Source organism: Microbacterium sp. Be9, from assembly GCF_011754135.1.
Lineage (GTDB): Bacteria > Actinomycetota > Actinomycetes > Actinomycetales > Microbacteriaceae > Microbacterium > Microbacterium maritypicum_A.
Genome location: NZ_WNWT01000004.1, coordinates 949,662 through 968,536, shown reverse-complemented (window position 1 = coordinate 968,536; position 18,875 = coordinate 949,662). Strand labels below are relative to the sequence as shown.

Here is an 18,875-nt window from a genome sequence, read left to right as displayed (position 1 = left end):
CACCGATGACCGGCGATTTACCCACTGACAGGGAGATGACATCCGTGGCCAATCCTCTTGAGAAGCTGCTGCGTGCGGGCGAAGGGCGGGTCATCCGCCGCCTGAATCAGGTCGTCAAGGCAGTGGGGGCGCTGGAAGAGGACATCTCCAAGCTCACCGACGACGAGCTGCGCAACGAGACCACGGAGCTGCGTGCTCGCTTCGAGAAGGGCGAGACGCTCGACCAGCTGATGCCCGAGGCGTTCGCCGCGGTGCGCGAGGCCGCCAAGCGCACGCTCGGAATGCGCGCGTACGACGTGCAGATCATGGGCGGCGCCGCACTCCATCTCGGCAACATCGCCGAGATGAAGACCGGTGAGGGCAAGACGCTGGTCGCCACGCTCCCGGCCTACCTGAACGCGATCGCCGGCAAGGGCGTCCACGTCATCACGGTCAACGACTTCCTCGCCAGCTATCAGGCCGAGCTCATGGGACGCGTGTTCCGCGCGCTCGGGATGACCACCGGCATCATCGTCTCCGGTCAGACTCCCGCGGTGCGCCGCGAGCAGTACGCTGCCGACATCACCTACGGCACGAACAACGAGTTCGGCTTCGACTACCTGCGCGACAACATGGCGTGGCGCAAGGAAGACCTCGTGCAGCGCGAGCACTTCTTCGCCATCGTCGACGAGGTCGACTCGATCCTCATCGACGAGGCGCGCACGCCGCTGATCATCTCGGGTCCGTCGTCGGGCGAGGCCAACCGCTGGTTCGCCGAGTTCGCGAAGATCGCCCGCACGCTCGAAGTCGGCGAGGACTACGAGGTCGACGAGAAGAAGCGCACCGTCGGCGTGCTCGAGCCCGGTATCGAGAAGGTCGAGGACTACCTCGGCATCGACAACCTCTACGAGTCCGCGAACACCCCGCTGATCTCCTTCCTCAACAACTCGATCAAGGCGCTGGCCCTGTTCAAGAAGGACACCGACTACGTCGTCATGAACGACGAGGTCATGATCGTCGACGAGCACACCGGCCGAATCCTGGTCGGTCGTCGCTACAACGAGGGCATCCACCAGGCCATCGAAGCCAAGGAGGGCGTGCCGGTCAAGGCCGAGAACCAGACCCTCGCCACCGTCACCCTGCAGAACTACTTCCGCCTGTACGACAAGCTCGCCGGCATGACCGGTACGGCCGAGACCGAGGCCGCCGAGTTCATGTCCACGTACAAGCTCGGTGTCATCCCGATCCCGACGAACCGTCCGATGATCCGCAAGGACCAGTCCGACCTCGTCTACAAGAACGAGACGGCGAAGTTCGCACAGGTCGTCGAGGACATCGCCGAGCGTCACGCATCCGGTCAGCCGGTGCTGGTGGGAACGGTGAGCGTCGAGAAGAGCGAATACCTGTCGCGCCTGCTCGCGAAGAAGGGCGTCAAGCACGAGGTCCTCAACGCGAAGAACCACGCACGCGAGGCCGAGATCGTCGCTCGGGCCGGTCGCCTGGGAGCCGTCACCGTCGCCACGAACATGGCCGGACGAGGAACCGACATCATGCTCGGTGGTAACGCCGAGTTCCTCGCCGTCCAGGAGCTCAAGGGCAAGGGCCTCGACCCCGTGGAGACGCCCGAGGAGTACGAGGTCGCGTGGGATGAGACCTACGAGGCGATGAAGGCCGTCGTCGCGGAGGAGGCCGAGAAGGTCATCGAGGCCGGCGGCCTCTACGTGCTCGGCACCGAGCGTCACGAGTCCCGCCGCATCGACAACCAGCTCCGTGGCCGTTCCGGACGTCAGGGCGACCCCGGTGAGAGCCGCTTCTACCTGAGCCTCACCGACGACCTGATGCGTCTGTTCCAGTCGGGGGCGGCCGAGGCGATCCTCGCCCGCACGAACTTCCCGGACGACGTGCCGATCGAGTCGGGGCTCGTGTCCCGTGCGATCCGCAGCGCGCAGTCGCAGGTCGAATCCCGCAACGCGGAGATGCGCAAGAACGTCCTCAAGTACGACGACGTCCTGAACCGCCAGCGCGAGGCCATCTACGCCGACCGCCGACACATCCTCCAGGGCGATGACATCGCCGACCGGGTGCAGCACTTCATCGAGGACGCCATCAGTGGCGTCGTGAAGGATCACACCGGGGAAGGTCACAACGAGAGCTGGGACTTCGATGCTCTCTGGACCGAGCTCAAGACCCTTTACCCCGTCGGCGTGACGATCGATGAGGTGGTGGCCGAGGCCGCCGACCGCAAGGGCGGAATCGATGCCGATGGACTCACCCGTGAGCTGCTCTCCGACGCCAAGATCGCGTATGAGGCGCGCGAGGAGTCGCTCGGCGAAGCCGCCACACGTGAACTCGAGCGTCGTGTCGTGCTCCAGGTGCTCGACCGCCGCTGGCGCGACCACCTCTACGAGATGGACTACCTCAAGGACGGTATCGGCCTGCGTGCGATGGCTCAGCGCGACCCGCTCATCGAGTACCAGCGCGAGGGCTACGCGATGTTCCAGTCGATGATGGGGCAGATCAAGGAGGAGTCGGTCGGCTACCTCTACAACCTCGAGGTCGAGGTGCGTCGTGCCGGTGACTCGCAGACCGCAGAGGTCGAGGCGAAGGGCCTCGCCACGGACGGCGGCGAGCAGCGACTCGAGTACTCCGCCGCGAACGATGCGGGAGAGGTCGAGGTGCGCAACGACCGCGGTCAGGTCCAGCAGGCGGCCACCGATCGCGTACGCCAGGCGGCGGCTCGCGCGCAGGCTCCGCAGACCGAGCCGGAGGAAGCGCCGCGCGGGGCTTTCGGTCAGCGCACCGATGCAGAGGCGCCCGCTGCCGGGAACCGCGAGCAGCGTCGCGCCCAGGGCAAGAAGAAGAAGTAGCGTCAGCGCAGGGAGGGCCAGTCCGCGTGGATTGGCCCTCCTTTCGTCGCTGTAGGCTTGGCCGATGACCCCAACGCGCAACTTCGACCAGTCGTCGAAGCTCAAGAACGTCCTGTACGAGATTCGCGGAAACGCCCTCGTCGAGGCGGCGCGGTTGGAAGCCGAGGGACACAAGATCCTCAAGCTGAACACGGGCAATCCGGCGATCTTCGGTTTCGACGCTCCGCACCAGATCGTGCGCGACATGCTCGCGGCGCTGCCGACGGCGCACGGCTACAGCGACAGCAAGGGCATCATCTCCGCACGGCGTGCTGTCGTGAGCCGCTATGAGGAGATCGAGGGCTTCCCTCGATTCGACCCCGATGACGTGTATCTCGGCAACGGTGTCTCCGAGCTCATCACGATGACCATGCAGGCGCTGCTGGATGAGGGCGACGAAGTGCTCATTCCGGCGCCGGACTACCCGCTCTGGACGGCGATGACCAGCCTCGCCGGCGGGACGCCCGTGCACTACCTCTGCGACGAGGATGACGAGTGGCAGCCGGACCTCGAGGACATCCGCTCGAAGATCACACCACGCACCAAGGCGCTCGTCATCATCAACCCGAACAACCCCACGGGCGTCGTGTACTCCCGTCAGATCCTCGAGGGGCTGGTGCAGATCGCCCGCGAGCACCAGCTGCTGCTGTTGTCGGACGAGATCTATGACCGCATCCTGTTCGACGGCGCCGTGCACATCCCGACAGCGACCCTTGCTCCCGATCTGCTGTGCCTGACCTTCAACGGCCTGTCCAAGACGTATCGGGTGGCGGGATACCGGTCGGGTTGGATGGTCATCACGGGACCACAGGACCACGCCAAGGGCTTCCTGGAGGGCATCACGCTCTTGGCGTCCACGCGACTCTGCCCGAACGTCCCGGCACAGCATGCCGTGCAGGCGGCGCTCTCCGGAGTGCAGTCGATCGAGGCGCTGATCGCTCCAACCGGTCGCCTGCACGAGCAGCGCGACATCGCGTGGGAGGGGCTCGAGTCGATCCCCGGCGTCTCCTGCGTCAAGCCGCAGGGGGCCCTGTACGCATTCCCGCGGCTCGACCCGAATGTGCACGAGATCCGGGATGACGCACGGCTGGTGTACGACCTGCTGGTCTCGGAGCACATCCTGCTCGTTCAGGGCACCGGCTTCAACTGGGCGACCCCGGACCACCTCCGGCTCGTCACGCTCCCCGAACCCCGAGTGCTGAGCGAAGCCGTCGAACGACTGGGGAACTTCCTCTCGAGCTACCGGCAGTAGCGGTCTCCGCCTCGGCGGGACAGAGCGTCGTCGCCAGTCGTCTCACGGCGGCAGCGAAGGGCGAGCGGGGAGCCACATCGGTCATGGGGCGCGCATGCAGCAGCGCCGCGTCGGCCGCGCGCTGGTCGAACGGCAGGAAGACGACGTCGGTGATGCCCGCGAACCTCTCGAGCGTGCGCCGCACCTGCCCTCGCGCATCGATCCCGAGGGGCCCCGATCGCACCCGATTGACCACGACGACCACGGGAGTGCGTGCGGCGATGCGTCGCAGCTCGGCATGGTCGCGCACGAATCTGCTGATTCCGAGCGGATCGGCCGAGGCGACCGCGATGATCAGATCAGCCTCTTCCAATGTCGCCGAGGTCGCCGCGTGACGACGTGGCCCCGCGAGATCGTACGTGACCTCGTCGTCGGCATCGAAGGCGTCGGACACATCGACGACGGTCTCCTCGATCCACTCGCGGCAGGCGGCGAACGTGGCTCTGAGGCGCGTTGCAGAGAGCTCCGGCCAACGGCTGGGACGGTTGATGCCGGGCAGCACCTCGACGTCCCCTCCGCCCGTGGAGACCGTGGTGGCGAGTCTGGTCAGTTCGGCGGAGTCGAGAGCCCCGCGCTCCGCCCGCCGGCACGCGGCGGCCACGCCCGGTGAGTCGTCGCCGAGCCCGAGCAGGAGAGCGAGAGCCGGAGCGACGGTATCGGCGTCGACCAGAGCGGTCCTGCGTCCGGTGCGGGCGAGCTCGGCCGCCAGCTGGATAGCCAGCGTGGATCGCCCCGGGGCGCCATGCGGACCCCAGACGGCGATGACGCGGTGGGGGAGGATGGACGGCGGCCGCGGCGCCGCATCCGCCTCTGTCGCCAACGTGGCTGCGACCTCCCATCCCGCGGCGTCGGCGCGCAGGGCCGCGGACAGCCCGAGACGGCCCAGCAAACGGCTGTCCGCTCCGCCGAGAGCCAGGATGCGCACGCCGGCCCGATCGCAGGTGGAGATCAGTTCTGGGGTCAGCACCGCGCGCGTGGCGGGGACGATGACGGCTTCGGTGCCGGGAGGGATCTCGACGCCCGGGGCGGGCACGACGATCGAGACCACCTCGATGCCTTCCAGTCCGAGTTCCGCGGCCAGCACGCTCGCGCGGGGCTCGGGAACCGCCACGACGACAGCCGTCACGATCCGGACCCGACCGGCACGACCGAGAGGGCGGCCCCACCGGTGATCGCGGCGAGCACGTCGGCCACATCGGCGCGGTCGATCACGACTTCGAGCTGGCTTCCGGTATCGGCGAGCACGCCCTCCTGGTCGAGCACGTCGTGCACGATCACGTCGGCGACGAGGATGCGCGGGACATCGTAGGACCTGCCCTCGTCGAGGGGCGGCGCCTGCCAGATCTCCACAACCGTGCCCGCCTCGACTCCTTCCGGGATCCCGGTGCTGCTCTGGATCACGACGGTCGTGGAACGGCTGCTGTCGGCGTCGGTCAGGGCTGACGTCGGAACGAGCTCGCCGCTCTGCAGAGTGCGCGCCGCCACGCTGCCAGGACGGACGTCTTCGGGCCCGAGATAGTCATCGGCCAACGAGCCCAGACCGACGTCGACGACCTGGAAGTCGGAGGAGGTCAGCTCCTCTCCCTGCGTGATCGTCCGCGTGGCCTGGAGGGCCGGTACCGCATGGTCTGACGCCGACACGATCAGCCAGACGCCTGCGATGGAGAGCGCTACCAGTGCGATGCCCACGAGGAAGCGGACGTCGCCCCAGAACGCACGCCGAGGAGGAGGGAGGGATGCCATGGCGATATCGTCACAGAAACGGCATCGATGGTCCGTGAGTTATCCACAGGAGGCGATCGGACCGGAATTCTGGCTCTCCGCGGGAGAGAATGAGGACATGTCCGCCTCTCCTGTTCGCGCCTCGCGTTATCTCGCGCCGGCACAGGTGGCCGAGCTGCTGAGCATCGAGGTGGATGAGGTCATCGCCCTCGTGCATGAGGGACGACTTCGGGGCGCACAACTCGGATCGCCGCCTCGGTGGCGGGTGGAGGAGACCAGTCTCGAGGGGTATCTGGCCGAGGAGTCCGAGAACTCCCGACGGATGGCGCTGTGGCATCAGTCCCAGACCGCGAGCTTCCCCGAGGTCTGGGGCACATCATCGGCTCATCGCAACTGATCGCCGGGGGCGCGTACCGCGACGAGCGCTGAGAACGGGATGATGCGGAACCCGTGCACGGCCCCGGCGAGCCGAGCCTGGCCCGCGTCGTGTACGGCCAGATCGAGGTGATCGGCAGCGGCGCGGTCGATCGTGCCATGGACGTCGTCGCCCACCCGTGTGCTGATGTGCACCGGGACGCGTCGCCGCGCGAGGTCACGCAGCACGAAACCGAGAGTCATCCGCTCTCGCAGCGGTATGTCAGCAGACGGCGGTGCGTCGAGACTCGCCAGGAGCATGCCGTGATCCGTCGCGACACCGCTGACGGCCGCGAGCGGAAGGAAGAGGGCGGTGGAGTCGCCGTGTGCCGCGCCAGTGCCGCGCGTGGAAACCGCGACCCAATCCGCACCGAGGCACTGCAGCGAGACCGGAATTCGTCTCCCGTTCGTGAGGTCGATCGTGGCGTCCGCACCGGTGCGGCACAGCGCGCGCAGCCGAGAGCGCAGATCCAATCGCGCGATGCGAAGCCGTTCCGACTCGGCGTCCAGCACCGCGCGCTCGGCCTCCCATTCCGATGCCAGCTGGCCTTCGAGGTCTTCGAACAGTCGGTCCCAGTGCATTCGACAGAGCGTAGGCGACACCATTCCCCGGCTGTACGAGTTATCCACATTCCTCCACCTTTTCCGCCCTCGTCCGGGCATCGCGGTGCTGTACTTGCTCACTCGCAGACCTCCCCGATCGAGAGTTCGACATGATGCCGCACGAGTACTTCGCACCCCAGCCGACACCGACCATCGAGCTGCCCGACCCTGTTCCGCTTCTGCGCAGCCTCACGCACGGCGTGCTCGAGGTTCTCGCGGGTGTCAGAGAAATCGATCAGCTCGCCCGATGGTTCAGCGAAGAGGCGTTCCGCAGCCTGGTCACCCGATCGAACCTCTCCGCGCGAGCACGCAGTGCACGCGGAGTGCCTCCTGCACGTCCGACCTTCGAGATCCGCGCGCTACGAGTCACCGAGCCCCTCGACGGTGTCATCGAAGCCGTGGTGGTGGTCGCGGGTCCCGGTCGAACCCGGGCGGTCGCGGTGCGCCTGGAAGGGACGGATCGTCGCTGGCGCGCGACTTCGCTGGCGATTCTCTGAGGCATGTGACCGTAGGCTGGTCAGGTGTCAACCCTCAGCGATCTCGCCCATGCCCAGGGACTCCTGAACGACAGCGATGTCGAATGGCTCCATCGTCTCGCCGGCGACGGACAGCTCCTCGCGGACCTGGCCTCGGCCGACATCGTGATCTGGATCCAGACCGACGACGGCTCCTTCATCGCGGTCGCGCACGCGCGACCGAGCGGCGCCGCGACCCTCTTCTATCGCGACATCGTCGGTGAACGGGTGCGGCCGCAGTGGCGCACGCAGGTCCAGGGCGCCTTCGAGTCCGCCGAGATCGTCGATTCCTCTTCGCCTGACTGGTTCGAAGAGACGCCGACCAGAGTGCGAGCCGTGCCGATCGTGAGTGTCCGCCGCGGCGCCGACGCCCAGTCCACCGTGATCGGAGTGGTCACCCGGCACACCAACCTCGGCGAGGTGCGCACGCCCTCCCGTCAGCAGATCACCTTCGACGAGTGCGCGAACGATCTTTTCCGCATGATCGCCGACGGAAGCTTCCCCGACCTCACCGCACCGACGTCACCGCGTCGCGGCGCCCCGCGAGCCTCCGACGGACTCATCCGCATCGACGTCGACGGGATCACCACATTCGCCAGCCCGAATGCGCTCTCCGCCTTCAACCGGATGGGTTTCGACGACGAGCTCGAGGGGGAGTCGCTCGCCGAGGTCACCACTCGGCTGGTGCCGCCTTCCCGACAGGTAGACGAGTCTCTGCCCGTCGTCGTCACCGGACGCGCGCCGTGGCGCACCGATATCGAGGCCCGCGGGGTGACGGTGTCGCTGCGCGCCATTCCGCTGAAGGACCACGGCACCCGGATCGGGGCGATCGTCCTCTGTCGCGATGTGTCGGAGCTGCGTCATCAGGAGCAGGAGCTCATCACCAAGGATGCGACGATCCGGGAGATCCACCACCGGGTGAAGAACAATCTGCAGACGGTGGCCTCCCTGCTGCGGATCCAGGCACGTCGCACGCATTCCGACGAGGCGCGGGACGCGCTCACGCAGGCCATGCGCCGCGTGGATGCCATCGCCGTCGTGCATGACACGCTCGCTCAGGGCCTCACGCAGAAGGTCGATTTCGATGAGGTCTTCCACCGCGTGCTCAAGCTCGTCGCCGAGGTCGCCTCCGCGCCCAACACGCGCGCACGCACGCAGTCGACCGGACGCTTCGGTGTGCTGCCGAGCGAGTACGCGACTCCGCTCGCGCTCGCGCTGACGGAGGTCGTGACCAACGCGGTGGAGCATGGTCTCGCCGGGCAGGAGGGCGTCGTGACGATCGACGCCAAGCGCACCGAGGAGAATCTCCGCGTGACGGTGCGGGACACCGGACTCGGCCTGCCGGAGGGGCGGATCGGCCAGGGGCTCGGCACTCAGATCATCCGCACCCTCATCCAGGGCGAACTCGGTGGAACGATCGAATGGCACGGGAGCGACGGAGAAGGCACCGAGGTGGTCATCGACATCCCGCTGCGCTGGCTCGAGAGGTGAGCACGGCCGCTCCCGAACAGACGGAAGCGGCCTGAGAGTCGATCTCAGGCCGCTTCCGGACGATCAGGAGGCGCGGCGGGCGCGGGCGGCGCGACGCTTCAGAGCGCGGCGCTCGTCTTCGGAGAGACCGCCCCACACGCCCGAGTCCTGGCTGGTCTCCAGGGCGTACTGCAGGCAGATCTCGGTGACGGTGCAGGTGGCGCACACAGTCTTCGCCTTCTCGATCTGATCGACGGCCGGGCCGGTGTTCCCCACGGGGAAGAAAAGCTCGGGGTCGACAGTCAGGCAGGCGGCCTTATCGCGCCAGTCCATGGGGGCTCCTCGGTGTGGATTTCAAGAGATGTCGCGATGCGACCTCTCGGATTCGGGTAGTAGTTCGGGTTCCGCTACCCTGTTGAGATGCGGACGGAATGCCCGCGAATTGTGATGCGAGCGTGAACGCTCGCCCCACGCCGCTGTGGGAGCACATGACTTTCTCTATTCTGTTACATGAAAACCGTGAAATCAAGGGTTTTCTCCTCTTTCGATCCTTGGGAGACACCGTGCGCGCACCCGGAATCGCCCTCGCAGCTGCGGCGGTCCTCGCCCTCGAGGCGGTGGCTCTCCTGGTCTTCGCCGTGATCGAGCTCGCCGGCCTCGGTGCGGGCGACGCGGCCTCGCTGCCGACGGCGCTGGCACTCATCGTGCTCACGCTGATCGGTGCCGCAGCCCTCGTCGCGTTCGCCGTCGGCACACGCGTGGGCAAGTCGTGGGCGCGGTCCGGGGGAGTGGTCTTCCAGGTGCTCGCCGTGGCTCTCGCGCTGGCGTCTCTCACGCTGCAGCCGATCGCGTGGACATTCACCCTCGGTGTCGGGCTTCCCGGGCTGGTCGGATTCGTCCTGCTGATCTCGAGCGCGCGTCTGGAAGGCCCGCAGCGCGCTGCCGAGTGACCTCAGCGCCGTGCGGGCCGCGGGGCCCATCGGCCTCGGATCGAAAGTCGCGGCTCAGGCGTCGATGCCGAGCTGCTTGCGCAGTCGTGCGACGTGGCCGGTGGCCTTGACGTTGTACTGCGCGAGAGCGATCTTGCCCTCTTCGTCGAGCACGAAGGTCGAGCGGATAACGCCCTCGATGCGCTTGCCGTAATTCATCTTCTCGCCCCACGCGCCGTACGCCGTGTGCACCGCGTGGTCGGGATCGCTCAGGAGCGGGAAGGTCAGCCCGTCGCGCTCGCGGAACTTCGTCAGCGTGGCGGGTTCGTCGCGCGAGATGCCGATCACCCGATAGCCGGCGCCCTGGAGCGAGGAGATGCTGTCGCGGAAGTCGCAGGCCTCGGTGGTGCATCCGGGGGTCATCGCCGCCGGATAGAAGTACAGCACGGTCTTCTGGCCGCGCAGGTCGTCCAGACGGACGGTGTTCCCGTCCTGGTCGAGGAGGGAGAAGTCGGGGGCGGCGGTTCCGGGTTCGAGGCGCTGAGTCACGTGTCCAGCCTAACGGCCGGGCGCCTGCTCCGCCTTGTCCGCGAAGGTCTGCAGGAGCCGCTGCAGGGAGTCGAGCCGCGCTCGACCGGTCTCGCCCAGTTCGCCGCTCTCCGCGGCCTCGATGAGGGCACAGTCGGGGGCGTCGGCGAGGTGGGTGCAGCCGCGAGGGCAGTTCTCGGCGATCGCGGCGAGCTCGGTGAACGCCGCAAGGATGTTCGCGGGATCGACGTGTCCGAGACCGAACGAGCGCACGCCGGGGGTGTCGATGACCCAGCCGGTCCCGCGGGGGCCTTCGTAGCGCAGCGACACCGTCGACGACGAGGTGTGCCGCCCGCGTCCGGTGACCTGATTCACGTGGCCGGTGGCGCGCAGCGCCGTCGGGACGAGCGCGTTGACGAGCGTGGACTTGCCCACCCCGGAGTGGCCGACGAAGACGGTGGAGTGTCCGACGAGGGATTCGCCGATCTCGTCAACGGGCATCTGATCCTGCGCACTGGTGAACACCCGCAGGTCGAGCCCGTCGAAGTGCGTGAGGAACTCGGTGGGATCCGCGATGTCGGTCTTGGTGACGACGAGGAGTGGGCGGATGCCGGCATCCAGCGCGGCCACGAGATAGCGGTCGACGAGTCGGGCGCGGGGCTCGGGGTCGGCAGCCGCGACCACGACGAGCATCTGATCGGCGTTGGCGACGATCACGCGCTCGACCTGGTCGGTGTCGTCGGCACTGCGTCGCAGCAACGAGGTGCGGTCGATGATGCCGACGATGCGGGCGAGGGTGCCTTCGTCTCCCGATGTGTCGCCGACGACTCGTGCCCGATCGCCGGTGACGATCGGCATACGTCGCAGCTCCCTGGCGCGCGTGGTGGTGATCATGCGCTCCTCGGCGGTGTCCTCGCCGAGGAGGACGGAGTACCTGCCGCGGTCGACGCCGAGCACTCGACCCACCTGCGCATCCTCGTGCGCTGGGCGACGTTTGGTGCGCGGGCGGTTCGCCTTCGGGTTGGGGCGCGTCCGGATGCTGCTCTCGTCGAAGTCCTCGAAGTCGTCTTCGAGGTCGTCGGCGTCGTCGAGCCAGCTCATCCTCAGCCCCGCAGCATCCGCTCCCAGAGCATCGTGAACTCCGGGAGGGTCTTGGCGGTCGTACCGATGTCGTCGATCTCGACGGCGGGGATGCGCAGGCCGATGAGCGCTCCGGTGGTGGCCATCCGGTGATCGTGATGTGCGGCCCATCCGCCGCCCTGCAGTGGGCGGGGGATGATGCGGAGGCCGTCGGGAAGTTCTTCGGCTTCGCCGCCGAGCTTTCGGAGGTTGCCGATCAGTGCGGCGATCCGGTCGGTCTCGTGCAGACGGATGTGCCCGATGCCGCGGATCGTGGTCGGAGACTCCGCGAAGGCGGCGAGGCCGACCAGGGTCGGCGTCAATTCGCTGGCCGCGGAGAGGTCGAGATCGAGGCCGCGGATTCCGGAGCCGGCGCGCACGGTGAGCGTGCCGCCGTGACGGCCGACGTGCGCTCCCATGGCCTGGAGGATCTCGGGCAGCAGCGCACCGGGCTGGGTGGAGTGGGCGGGCCAGCCCGTGATCGACACCGATCCGCCGGTGACGAGTGCCGCGGCGAGGAACGGTGCGGCGTTGGAGAGATCGGGTTCGATCGCGATCTCCTTGGCGCGCGGCACGCCCGCTTCGACCAGCCATTCGCCGACAGCGGGGCGCTCGATGCGGATGCCGCGTCGGCTGAGGGCCTCGATCGTCATGTCGATGTGCGGGAGGCTCGGCAGGTGCTCGCCGGTGTGGACGAGGTGCAGGCCGACGTCGAACCGAGGAGCGGCGAGCAGAAGCCCGGAGACGAACTGGCTGGATGCCGAGGCGTCGATCTCGACCCGTCCACCGCGGATCCGACCGTGACCGCGGATCGTGAAGGGGAGGGCCCAGGTGCCCTCGTCGTCGATGTCGACGCCGAGATCGCGCAGCGCGCTGATCAGGCCGCCCATCGGACGGTGGAGGGCGGTCTCATGGGCGGTGAGATGCACGTCATGTTCCGCGAGTCCGGCGAGCGGGGCGATGAATCGCATCACGGTTCCGGCCTGCCCGCAATCGATCGTGGTGCCGCCGCGGAGCTTCGCAGGGGTGACGACCAGATCGGGTCCGAACTCGTGTCCGGCGTCCACCTCCTCGATACCGACCCCGAGAGCGCGGAGAGCGTCGACCATGCGCGCGGAGTCGTCGGAGTGCAGCGGCGAGATCAGGCGGCCGGGACCGTCGGCGATCGCGGCGATCATCAGCTCGCGGTTCGTCAGCGATTTGGAACCGGGGATCGTGAGCTCGGCGTGCACCGGCACGTCGGTCGTGGGCGCGGCATAGGCGCCCTGCACACGGGAAGGGGAATACCTGTTGGCGCTCATCGGTTCTCACCTTAGTAAACACAGGGAGCTTCGTCGCGAAAGACAGGCATCCCGACGCGAAGGAGAGAGCATGCCGGCGACGTTGGAGCGCGAGGTGTTCGACCTCAGCGGCCTAGACTGGCCGATGATGGATGACACCGCAACCGCAGACACCGTCAGCGACCCTCGGCGCGAGTTCGAGGAGCAGGCGATCCCTTTCATGGATCAGCTCTACGCCGCGGCGATGCGCATGACGCGCAACCCGGCCGACGCCGCCGACCTCGTGCAGGAGACCTTCGTCAAGGCCTACGGGTCCTGGGCGACGTTCTCGCAGGGCACGAACCTCAAGGCGTGGTTGTACCGGATTCTCACGAACACCTACATCAACATCTACCGCAAGCGCCAGCGGGAGCCGTTCCAGGGAACGATCGACGAGCTCGAGGACTGGCAGCTGGGCGGAGCAGAGTCGACCACGGCGTCGCACAGCCGGTCGGCCGAAGCCGAAGCCATCGACCGGATGCCCGCGTCGGTCGTCAAGGACGCGCTGCAGGCCGTTCCGGAGGATTTCCGGCTGGCGGTGTATCTCGCCGACGTCGAGGGCTTCGCGTACCAGGAGATCGCCGACATCATGAAGACCCCCATCGGCACCGTCATGAGCCGTCTGCACCGTGGCAGGCGGATGCTGCGGGAGCTGTTGGCAGATTACGCCGCTGAGCGGGGCATCGCCGCGGCTGAGACGAGGAGCAAGAAATGAGCGACTGCGGCTGCGACAAAGCCCGTCAGGATCTGGAGGAGTACCTCCGCAACGAGGTGTGCAAGACCGAGCACACCGAGATCCGCGAGCATCTCGAGAACTGCCCGTCGTGCCGGGACGAGGCGCTCGTCGCCACCACCCTCACCGATGTGATCGCCCGTGCCTGCAAGGAGACGGCTCCGGAAGAGCTGCGCGACCAGGTGTTCGCGCGTCTGCGGGCCGTTCAGGCGACACAGCACTGACACACGCGTCTGAGGCCGTCGCTAGTGTGGATGGATGACCTCCATCGATGCGCGCGACGTTCCCGCTGACAACACCTCGACGGAAAGACTGGCCGGATCCGGGCTCGAGTACCGAGTCGTCGATCTGAGCGACGAGGCGAGCGCTTCCGCCTTCGCCCGCGCTGTCGACCGAGGGTTCCTCGGGTCCGACCCGAACGCCGAGATGCGGGCTCAGGTGCGGAAGACGTTCGCCGAGCGACGGAACATCGGTGTCTTCGAGAAGACACCGCCGGCGACCGCTCTGCCGGTGGCGACGATCAACAGCTGGGTGACTCCGCTCACCGTCCCCGGCGGCGAGATCCCCATGTGGGCCATCAGCGTGGTCACGGTCTCGGCGACGCACCGGCGTCGCGGGATCGCCCGGGCACTGCTCGAGGGCGAACTGCGCGCGGCAGCATCCGCAGGGGTGCCGATCGCGGGGCTCACCGTGTCTGAGGCGACGATCTACGGTCGGTACGGGTTCGGATCGGCGATCCCGGTCGCGCGTCACACGGTCGACACCCGACGCGCAGGCTGGAGCGGTCCGACGCCGACCGGCCGGCTCGAGTACATCGATGGCGAAACCCTCGCCGCCGATCTCGGCACGGTGCACGAGCGCGCCCGGGGCCGGGCGTCGGGCCAGATCCCCGGCTGGCAGGGTCGATGGGAGGGGTACGCGGGCGTCGCGCCCACCCCGGATCGCGACCAGGCGCGCGGGGTGCGCTACCTCGACGAGGAGGGTGCGCTGCGCGGTGTGATGGCGTACACGGTGGGGGAGGCCGGCGGAACCTTCCGCTTCCGGATGGACGTGCGCCTGCTGGTCGCCGAGACCGACGATGCGCGCACCGCGCTGTGGCGTTTCGCGCTGCAGCACGATCTCGTCGACGAGGTGGTCGCCGACCTCCGCCCGATCGACGACCCGCTGCCGTGGCTGGTCCACGACACCCGCGGGGTGAAGCAGGAGGTGCACGATCACGGGTGGCTGCGCATCCTGGATCTGCCGACCGCCCTGACCGCGCGCCGCTATTCCGCACCGATCGACACGGTCCTTCGCGTGGAGGACTCCCTGGGCTTCGCGAGCGGCGACTGGCGTCTGCGCGTCGATGACGCCGGGGTCGCGACGGTGGACGCGGCCACGGGAGGCTCCGCGGTCGACGTCACACTCGACGTCTCGACGCTCTCCGCGCTCTACGCGGGGGGTGTCCGTGCGTCCACACTGCACGGTGCCGGACGGATCTCCGCCGAATCCGAGGCGGTCGAGGCGCTCGATCGGGCGCTCGTCGCCTTCCCGGCACCGTCGCTCGACATCTGGTACTGATTCCGGAGGGGAAACGAAAGGGGCGCCACGACCGAAGTCGCGGCGCCCCTTCTCGTCTGACGATCAGCCGAGGGTGACCGCCGCGCGGATCAGCGCGGCCTGCTCAGCCGCGTGGACCTTCGAGGATCCGGTCGCCGGCGATGCCGAGGCCGGGCGCGACACCGGGCGGAACGAGCGGTCTCCGGGAACGTCGGCGAAGGCGAGCGCCAGGAACGGCCAGGCGCCCTGGTTCTCCGGTTCTTCCTGCACCCACACCAGTTCGGCGTTCGGGTAGGAGTCGGTGATGGCCTTGAGCTCGTCGATCGGCGTCGGGTACAGCTGCTCGAGCCGGACGAGGGCGACCTCGGGGTTCGGGTTCTTCTCGAGCTCGGCACGCAGATCCCAGTGCACCTTGCCCGAGTGCACGAGCACCCGCTTGACGGCGGTGCGGTCGAGCCCGCGGTCGTCATCGATGACCGGCTCGAAACGACCCTGCGTGAACGCCTCGACCGGGCTCGTCGCGCCGCGCAGACGCAGCATCGCCTTCGGTGTGAAGACGATGAGCGGCTTGCGCGGTCGGGCGTAGGCCTGGCGGCGCAGCAGGTGGAAGTACGACGCGGGGGTCGACGGACGCGACACGATCATGTTGTCCTGCGCGCACATCTGCAGGAAGCGCTCGATGCGTGCCGACGAGTGGTCCGGCCCCTGGCCTTCGTAGCCGTGGGGGAGGAGCAGGGTCACGCTGGACTGCTGTCCCCACTTCTGCTCGGCGGCCGAGATGTACTCGTCGATGACCGACTGGGCACCGTTGACGAAGTCGCCGAACTGGGCCTCCCAGAGCACGAGCGCCTCGGGAGCCTCCACCGAATAGCCGTACTCGAAGCCGAGGGCGGCGTACTCGCTGAGCAGCGAGTCGTAGACGAAGAAGCGCCCCTGAGCGTCGGAGAGGTTCGACAGCGGCAGCCATTCCTGGCCGTTCGCACGGTCGTGCAGGGTCGCGTGCCGCTGCACGAACGTGCCGCGGCGAGCGTCCTGGCCGGCGAGCCGGACGGGCGTTCCCTCCACCAGCAGCGAACCGAATGCGAGCAGTTCGCCGAAGCCCCAATCGATGTTGCCGTTTCGGCTCATGTCGAGGCGCTTGTCCAGCAGCTGCTGGATCTTCGGGTGCACCGTGAAGCCCTCGGGCTTGTTCACGAAGGCGTCGCCGATCATCTGGATGACCTCGCTCGGCACACCGGTGATCTCGGGGGCACCGACCTGGTCGTCGACGGGGGCCTGCTCCGGAGCGATCGGCAGAGCGCCGGTCTCGGCGGCGTGCGTCTCGGCGAACGCGATCTCCAGGCGGTTCTGGAAATCGGCCTTGGCCTCGTCGTACTCCTGCTCGGTGATGTCACCACGGCCGACGAGCGACTCGGTGTACAGGCGGCGGACGGAACGCTTCGCCTGGATGAGGTCGGTCATCAACGGCTGCGTCATCGAGGGGTCGTCGCCCTCGTTGTGACCACGTCGGCGGTAGCAGACGAGGTCGATCACGACGTCACGGTGGAAGCGCTCGCGGTACTCGAACGCGAGCTGCGCGACGTGGATGACGGCCTCGGGGTCGTCGCCGTTCACGTGGAACACCGGCGCCTGGATCGTCTTGGCGACGTCGGTCGAGTAGATCGACGTGCGGCCGTCGTTCGGCGTCGTGGTGAATCCGACCTGGTTGTTCACGACCACGTGGATCGTGCCACCGGTGCGGTAGCCGCGCAGCTGCGACATCTGCAGCGTCTCGACCACGACACCCTGACCGGCGAAGGCCGCGTCGCCGTGCACGAGGATCGGCAGCCAGGCGAAGGTGCCGATCGGCTTGCGGTCCTGTTTGGCGCGGACGATGCCTTCCAGCACGCCATCGACGGTCTCGAGGTGCGAGGGATTGGCGGCCAGGTAGACCGGAAGCTCGGAGTCGTCGTCGGCGACGAAGGTGCCCTCGGTGCCGAGGTGGTACTTGACGTCGCCGGAACCGCGCTGGTTGCCCGGGGTCTGCGTGCCCTCGAACTCACGGAACACCTGGCCGTAGGTCTTGCCGGCGATGTTGGTGAGCACGTTCAGACGGCCGCGGTGCGCCATGCCGATCGCGGCGCCCTCGAGGCCGGCGGTCGCGGCGCCCTGAAGGATCTCGTCGAGCAGCGGGATGAGCGATTCGCCGCCCTCGAGCGAGAAGCGCTTCTGACCGACGAACTTGGTCTGCAGGAAGGTCTCGAAGGCCTCGGCCTCGTTGAGCTTGCGGAGAACCCGCAGCTGCTCGTCGTGGCCGGGCTTCTGGTACTTGACCTCCACCTTCTCCTGGAACCAGCGACGCTGCTCCGGGTCCTGGATGTGCATGTACTCGATACCGAGCGTGCGGCAGTACGAGTCGCGGAGCACCCCGAGGATGTCGCGGAGCTTCGCGATGCGCCGACCGCCGAACCCGCCGGTGACGAACTCGCGGTCCAGGTCCCAGAAGGTGAGGCCGTGGCTCTCGATCTCGAGGTCGGGGTGCGAGCGCTGCACGTACTCGAGCGGGTCGATGTCGGCCATCAGGTGTCCGCGCACACGGAACGAGTTGATGAGCTCCTGCACACGGGACTGCTTGTCGACGCGCTCGGCGAGGTCGACGGCGATGTCGGGGTTCCAGCGGATCGGCGCGTAGGGGATGCGCAGGGCCGCGAAGATGTCGTCGTAGAAGCCGCGCTGGCCGATGAGCAGCTCGTGCACCTTCTTCAGGAACTCGCCGGAGCCGGCGCCCTGGATGACGCGGTGGTCGTAGGTGCTCGTGAGCGTGATCGTCTTGCCGATCGCCAGCTCGTTGAGCGTCTTCTCGCTCGCGCCCTGGAACTCGGCGGGGTACTCGAGGGCACCGGCTCCGATGATGCAGCCCTGGCCCTTCATCAGACGCGGCACCGAGTGCACGGTTCCGATGCCACCCGGGTTCGTCAGCGACACCGTGGTGCCCTGGAAGTCGCCGGCCGTCAGCTTGTTGCCGCGGGCGCGGGTGACCAGGTCTTCGTAGGCGGAGAGGTACTCGGTGAAGGTGAGGGTGTCGGCGCGCTTGATGCTGGGCACCATGAGGGCGCGTGTGCCGTCGGGCTTGGGCAGGTCGATCGCGATGCCGAGGTTGACGTGCGCCGGCGCGACCACGGAGGGCTTTCCGTCGACCTCCGCGTAGAACACGTTCTGGCTGCGGAACTCGTCGAGTGTCCGGATGAGCGCCCAACCGATGAGGTGGGTGAAGCTCACCTTGCCGCCGCGGGTGCGTGCCATGTGGTTGTTGATGACGATGCGGTTGTCGATCATCAGCTTGGCCGGCACGGTACGCACGCTGGTGGCGGTCGGGACGGTGAGCGACTCGTCCATGTTCGCCGCGAGGGTCTTGGGCAGACCGCGCAGCGGCGTGACCTTGTCCTCTTCGGCGGGCGCCGGAGCGTCCTTCGACTCGGATTTCGCCGGCTTCGGGGCCTGGGCCGGGATCGGCGCGGCAGCGGCGGGCTTGGCCGTCGTGCGCGCCACCGGCTGCGAACCGATCACCGGGATCGGTGCGGTGACGGGATGAGCCGCCGCCGGCGCATCGGGTGTTGCCGCGGGAGCTGCGGAAGCCGTCTCGGAGTGGTACTTCTCCAGGATGGGCCACCACTCCTTGTCGACGGAGTCGCGGTTCACCTTGAACTGCTCGTAGAGCTCTTCAACGAGCCAGGAATTGGCTCCGAACCCCCCGTCGCCGTTGACGCCGGTCACCTGGTTCGACACTCTCGATCGCCCTCTTTCATCGCTGAAGCTCTCTGGTGCGGAC

Annotated in this window: 17 protein-coding genes; 9 read left to right on the top strand and 8 right to left on the bottom strand. The window is 67.8% G+C overall.

All coding sequences use genetic code 11. The features are described from left to right. Positions 1–44: 44 nt before the first annotated feature. Positions 45–2,846: a preprotein translocase subunit SecA gene (secA, locus tag GLO27_RS08875; RefSeq protein ID WP_029258246.1), complete on the top strand. Its 2,802-nt coding sequence runs from the start codon at positions 45–47 to the stop codon at positions 2,844–2,846. A 64-nt stretch (positions 2,847–2,910) separates the two neighbouring features. Next, a complete protein-coding gene (locus GLO27_RS08870; RefSeq protein WP_021199852.1) occupies positions 2,911–4,137 on the top strand; it encodes a pyridoxal phosphate-dependent aminotransferase in 1,227 nt (408 codons plus the stop codon). Here the strand turns inward: GLO27_RS08870 and GLO27_RS08865 are convergent. After that, a complete protein-coding gene (locus GLO27_RS08865; RefSeq protein WP_167254454.1) occupies positions 4,061–5,302 on the bottom strand; it encodes a P-loop NTPase in 1,242 nt (413 codons plus the stop codon). The genes GLO27_RS08870 and GLO27_RS08865 overlap by 77 nt on opposite strands. Beyond that, on the bottom strand, positions 5,299–5,919 hold the full coding sequence (locus tag GLO27_RS08860) for an SAF domain-containing protein (RefSeq protein ID WP_021199854.1): 621 nt from the start codon (positions 5,917–5,919) through the stop codon (positions 5,299–5,301). The genes GLO27_RS08865 and GLO27_RS08860 overlap by 4 nt, the downstream gene beginning before the upstream one ends. Positions 5,920–6,016: 97 nt before the next feature. On the opposite strand from GLO27_RS08860, the gene GLO27_RS08855 reads away from it, so the two are divergent. Continuing rightward, entirely contained in the window at positions 6,017–6,295 is a 279-nt protein-coding gene (locus tag GLO27_RS08855) for a helix-turn-helix domain-containing protein (RefSeq protein WP_029258242.1), read from the top strand. On the opposite strand, the gene GLO27_RS08850 is transcribed toward GLO27_RS08855, so the two are convergent. Next, positions 6,283–6,894, bottom strand: a complete 612-nt coding sequence (locus tag GLO27_RS08850; RefSeq protein ID WP_029258241.1) for a hypothetical protein — start codon at positions 6,892–6,894, stop codon at positions 6,283–6,285. The two genes, GLO27_RS08855 and GLO27_RS08850, sit on opposite strands and share 13 nt — an antisense overlap. A 131-nt stretch (positions 6,895–7,025) precedes the next feature. Between GLO27_RS08850 and GLO27_RS08845 the strand changes: the two genes are divergently transcribed. Together GLO27_RS08845 and GLO27_RS08840 are read left to right on the top strand one after the other, a co-directional pair. Then, a complete protein-coding gene (locus tag GLO27_RS08845; protein WP_021199857.1) occupies positions 7,026–7,412 on the top strand; it encodes an Rv3235 family protein in 387 nt (128 codons plus the stop codon). A gap of 24 nt (positions 7,413–7,436) precedes the next feature. After that, complete coding sequence (locus GLO27_RS08840) at positions 7,437–8,921, top strand: PAS domain-containing sensor histidine kinase (RefSeq protein WP_029266826.1); 1,485 nt, start codon at positions 7,437–7,439, stop codon at positions 8,919–8,921. Between the two features lie 63 nt (positions 8,922–8,984). Here GLO27_RS08840 and GLO27_RS08835 read toward each other — a convergent pair whose 3' ends face one another. Then, complete coding sequence (locus GLO27_RS08835; RefSeq protein WP_017203224.1) at positions 8,985–9,233, bottom strand: WhiB family transcriptional regulator; 249 nt, start codon at positions 9,231–9,233, stop codon at positions 8,985–8,987. Positions 9,234–9,463: 230 nt separating this feature from the next. Here GLO27_RS08835 and GLO27_RS08830 point away from each other — a divergent pair, with 230 nt between their 5' ends. Further along, the gene (locus GLO27_RS08830) at positions 9,464–9,850 is read left to right on the top strand and encodes a hypothetical protein (RefSeq protein WP_029258238.1); all 387 of its coding nucleotides are present in this window, start codon (positions 9,464–9,466) and stop codon (positions 9,848–9,850) included. A gap of 54 nt (positions 9,851–9,904) precedes the next feature. Here the strand turns inward: GLO27_RS08830 and bcp are convergent, their stop codons facing one another. From bcp to aroA, 3 genes are read right to left on the bottom strand one after another with little or no spacing between them, the layout of a single operon-like run. Continuing rightward, the gene (gene bcp, locus GLO27_RS08825; protein WP_021199860.1) at positions 9,905–10,378 is read right to left on the bottom strand and encodes a thioredoxin-dependent thiol peroxidase; all 474 of its coding nucleotides are present in this window, start codon (positions 10,376–10,378) and stop codon (positions 9,905–9,907) included. A gap of 9 nt (positions 10,379–10,387) precedes the next feature. Beyond that, positions 10,388–11,458: a ribosome small subunit-dependent GTPase A gene (gene rsgA / locus GLO27_RS08820; protein ID WP_167254452.1), complete on the bottom strand. Its 1,071-nt coding sequence runs from the start codon at positions 11,456–11,458 to the stop codon at positions 10,388–10,390. A 2-nt stretch (positions 11,459–11,460) separates the two neighbouring features. After that, positions 11,461–12,777, bottom strand: coding sequence for a 3-phosphoshikimate 1-carboxyvinyltransferase (gene aroA / locus GLO27_RS08815; protein ID WP_029258236.1), 1,317 nt, complete (start codon positions 12,775–12,777; stop codon positions 11,461–11,463). Positions 12,778–12,901: 124 nt separating this feature from the next. On the opposite strand from aroA, the gene GLO27_RS08810 reads away from it, so the two are divergent. From GLO27_RS08810 to GLO27_RS08800, 3 genes are read left to right on the top strand one after another with little or no spacing between them, the layout of a single operon-like run. Next, positions 12,902–13,510 carry a sigma-70 family RNA polymerase sigma factor gene (locus tag GLO27_RS08810; protein WP_231479889.1) on the top strand — a complete coding sequence of 203 codons (609 nt, stop codon included), beginning with the start codon at positions 12,902–12,904 and terminating at the stop codon, positions 13,508–13,510. Beyond that, complete coding sequence (locus GLO27_RS08805) at positions 13,507–13,752, top strand: zf-HC2 domain-containing protein (RefSeq protein WP_021199864.1); 246 nt, start codon at positions 13,507–13,509, stop codon at positions 13,750–13,752. The genes GLO27_RS08810 and GLO27_RS08805 overlap by 4 nt, the downstream gene beginning before the upstream one ends. 34 nt (positions 13,753–13,786) lie before the next feature. Beyond that, positions 13,787–15,088: a GNAT family N-acetyltransferase gene (locus tag GLO27_RS08800; RefSeq protein WP_167254450.1), complete on the top strand. Its 1,302-nt coding sequence runs from the start codon at positions 13,787–13,789 to the stop codon at positions 15,086–15,088. A gap of 63 nt (positions 15,089–15,151) precedes the next feature. Here the strand turns inward: GLO27_RS08800 and GLO27_RS08795 are convergent, their stop codons facing one another. Further along, on the bottom strand, positions 15,152–18,832 hold the full coding sequence (locus tag GLO27_RS08795) for a multifunctional oxoglutarate decarboxylase/oxoglutarate dehydrogenase thiamine pyrophosphate-binding subunit/dihydrolipoyllysine-residue succinyltransferase subunit (RefSeq protein WP_021199866.1): 3,681 nt from the start codon (positions 18,830–18,832) through the stop codon (positions 15,152–15,154). Positions 18,833–18,875: the final 43 nt, after the last annotated feature.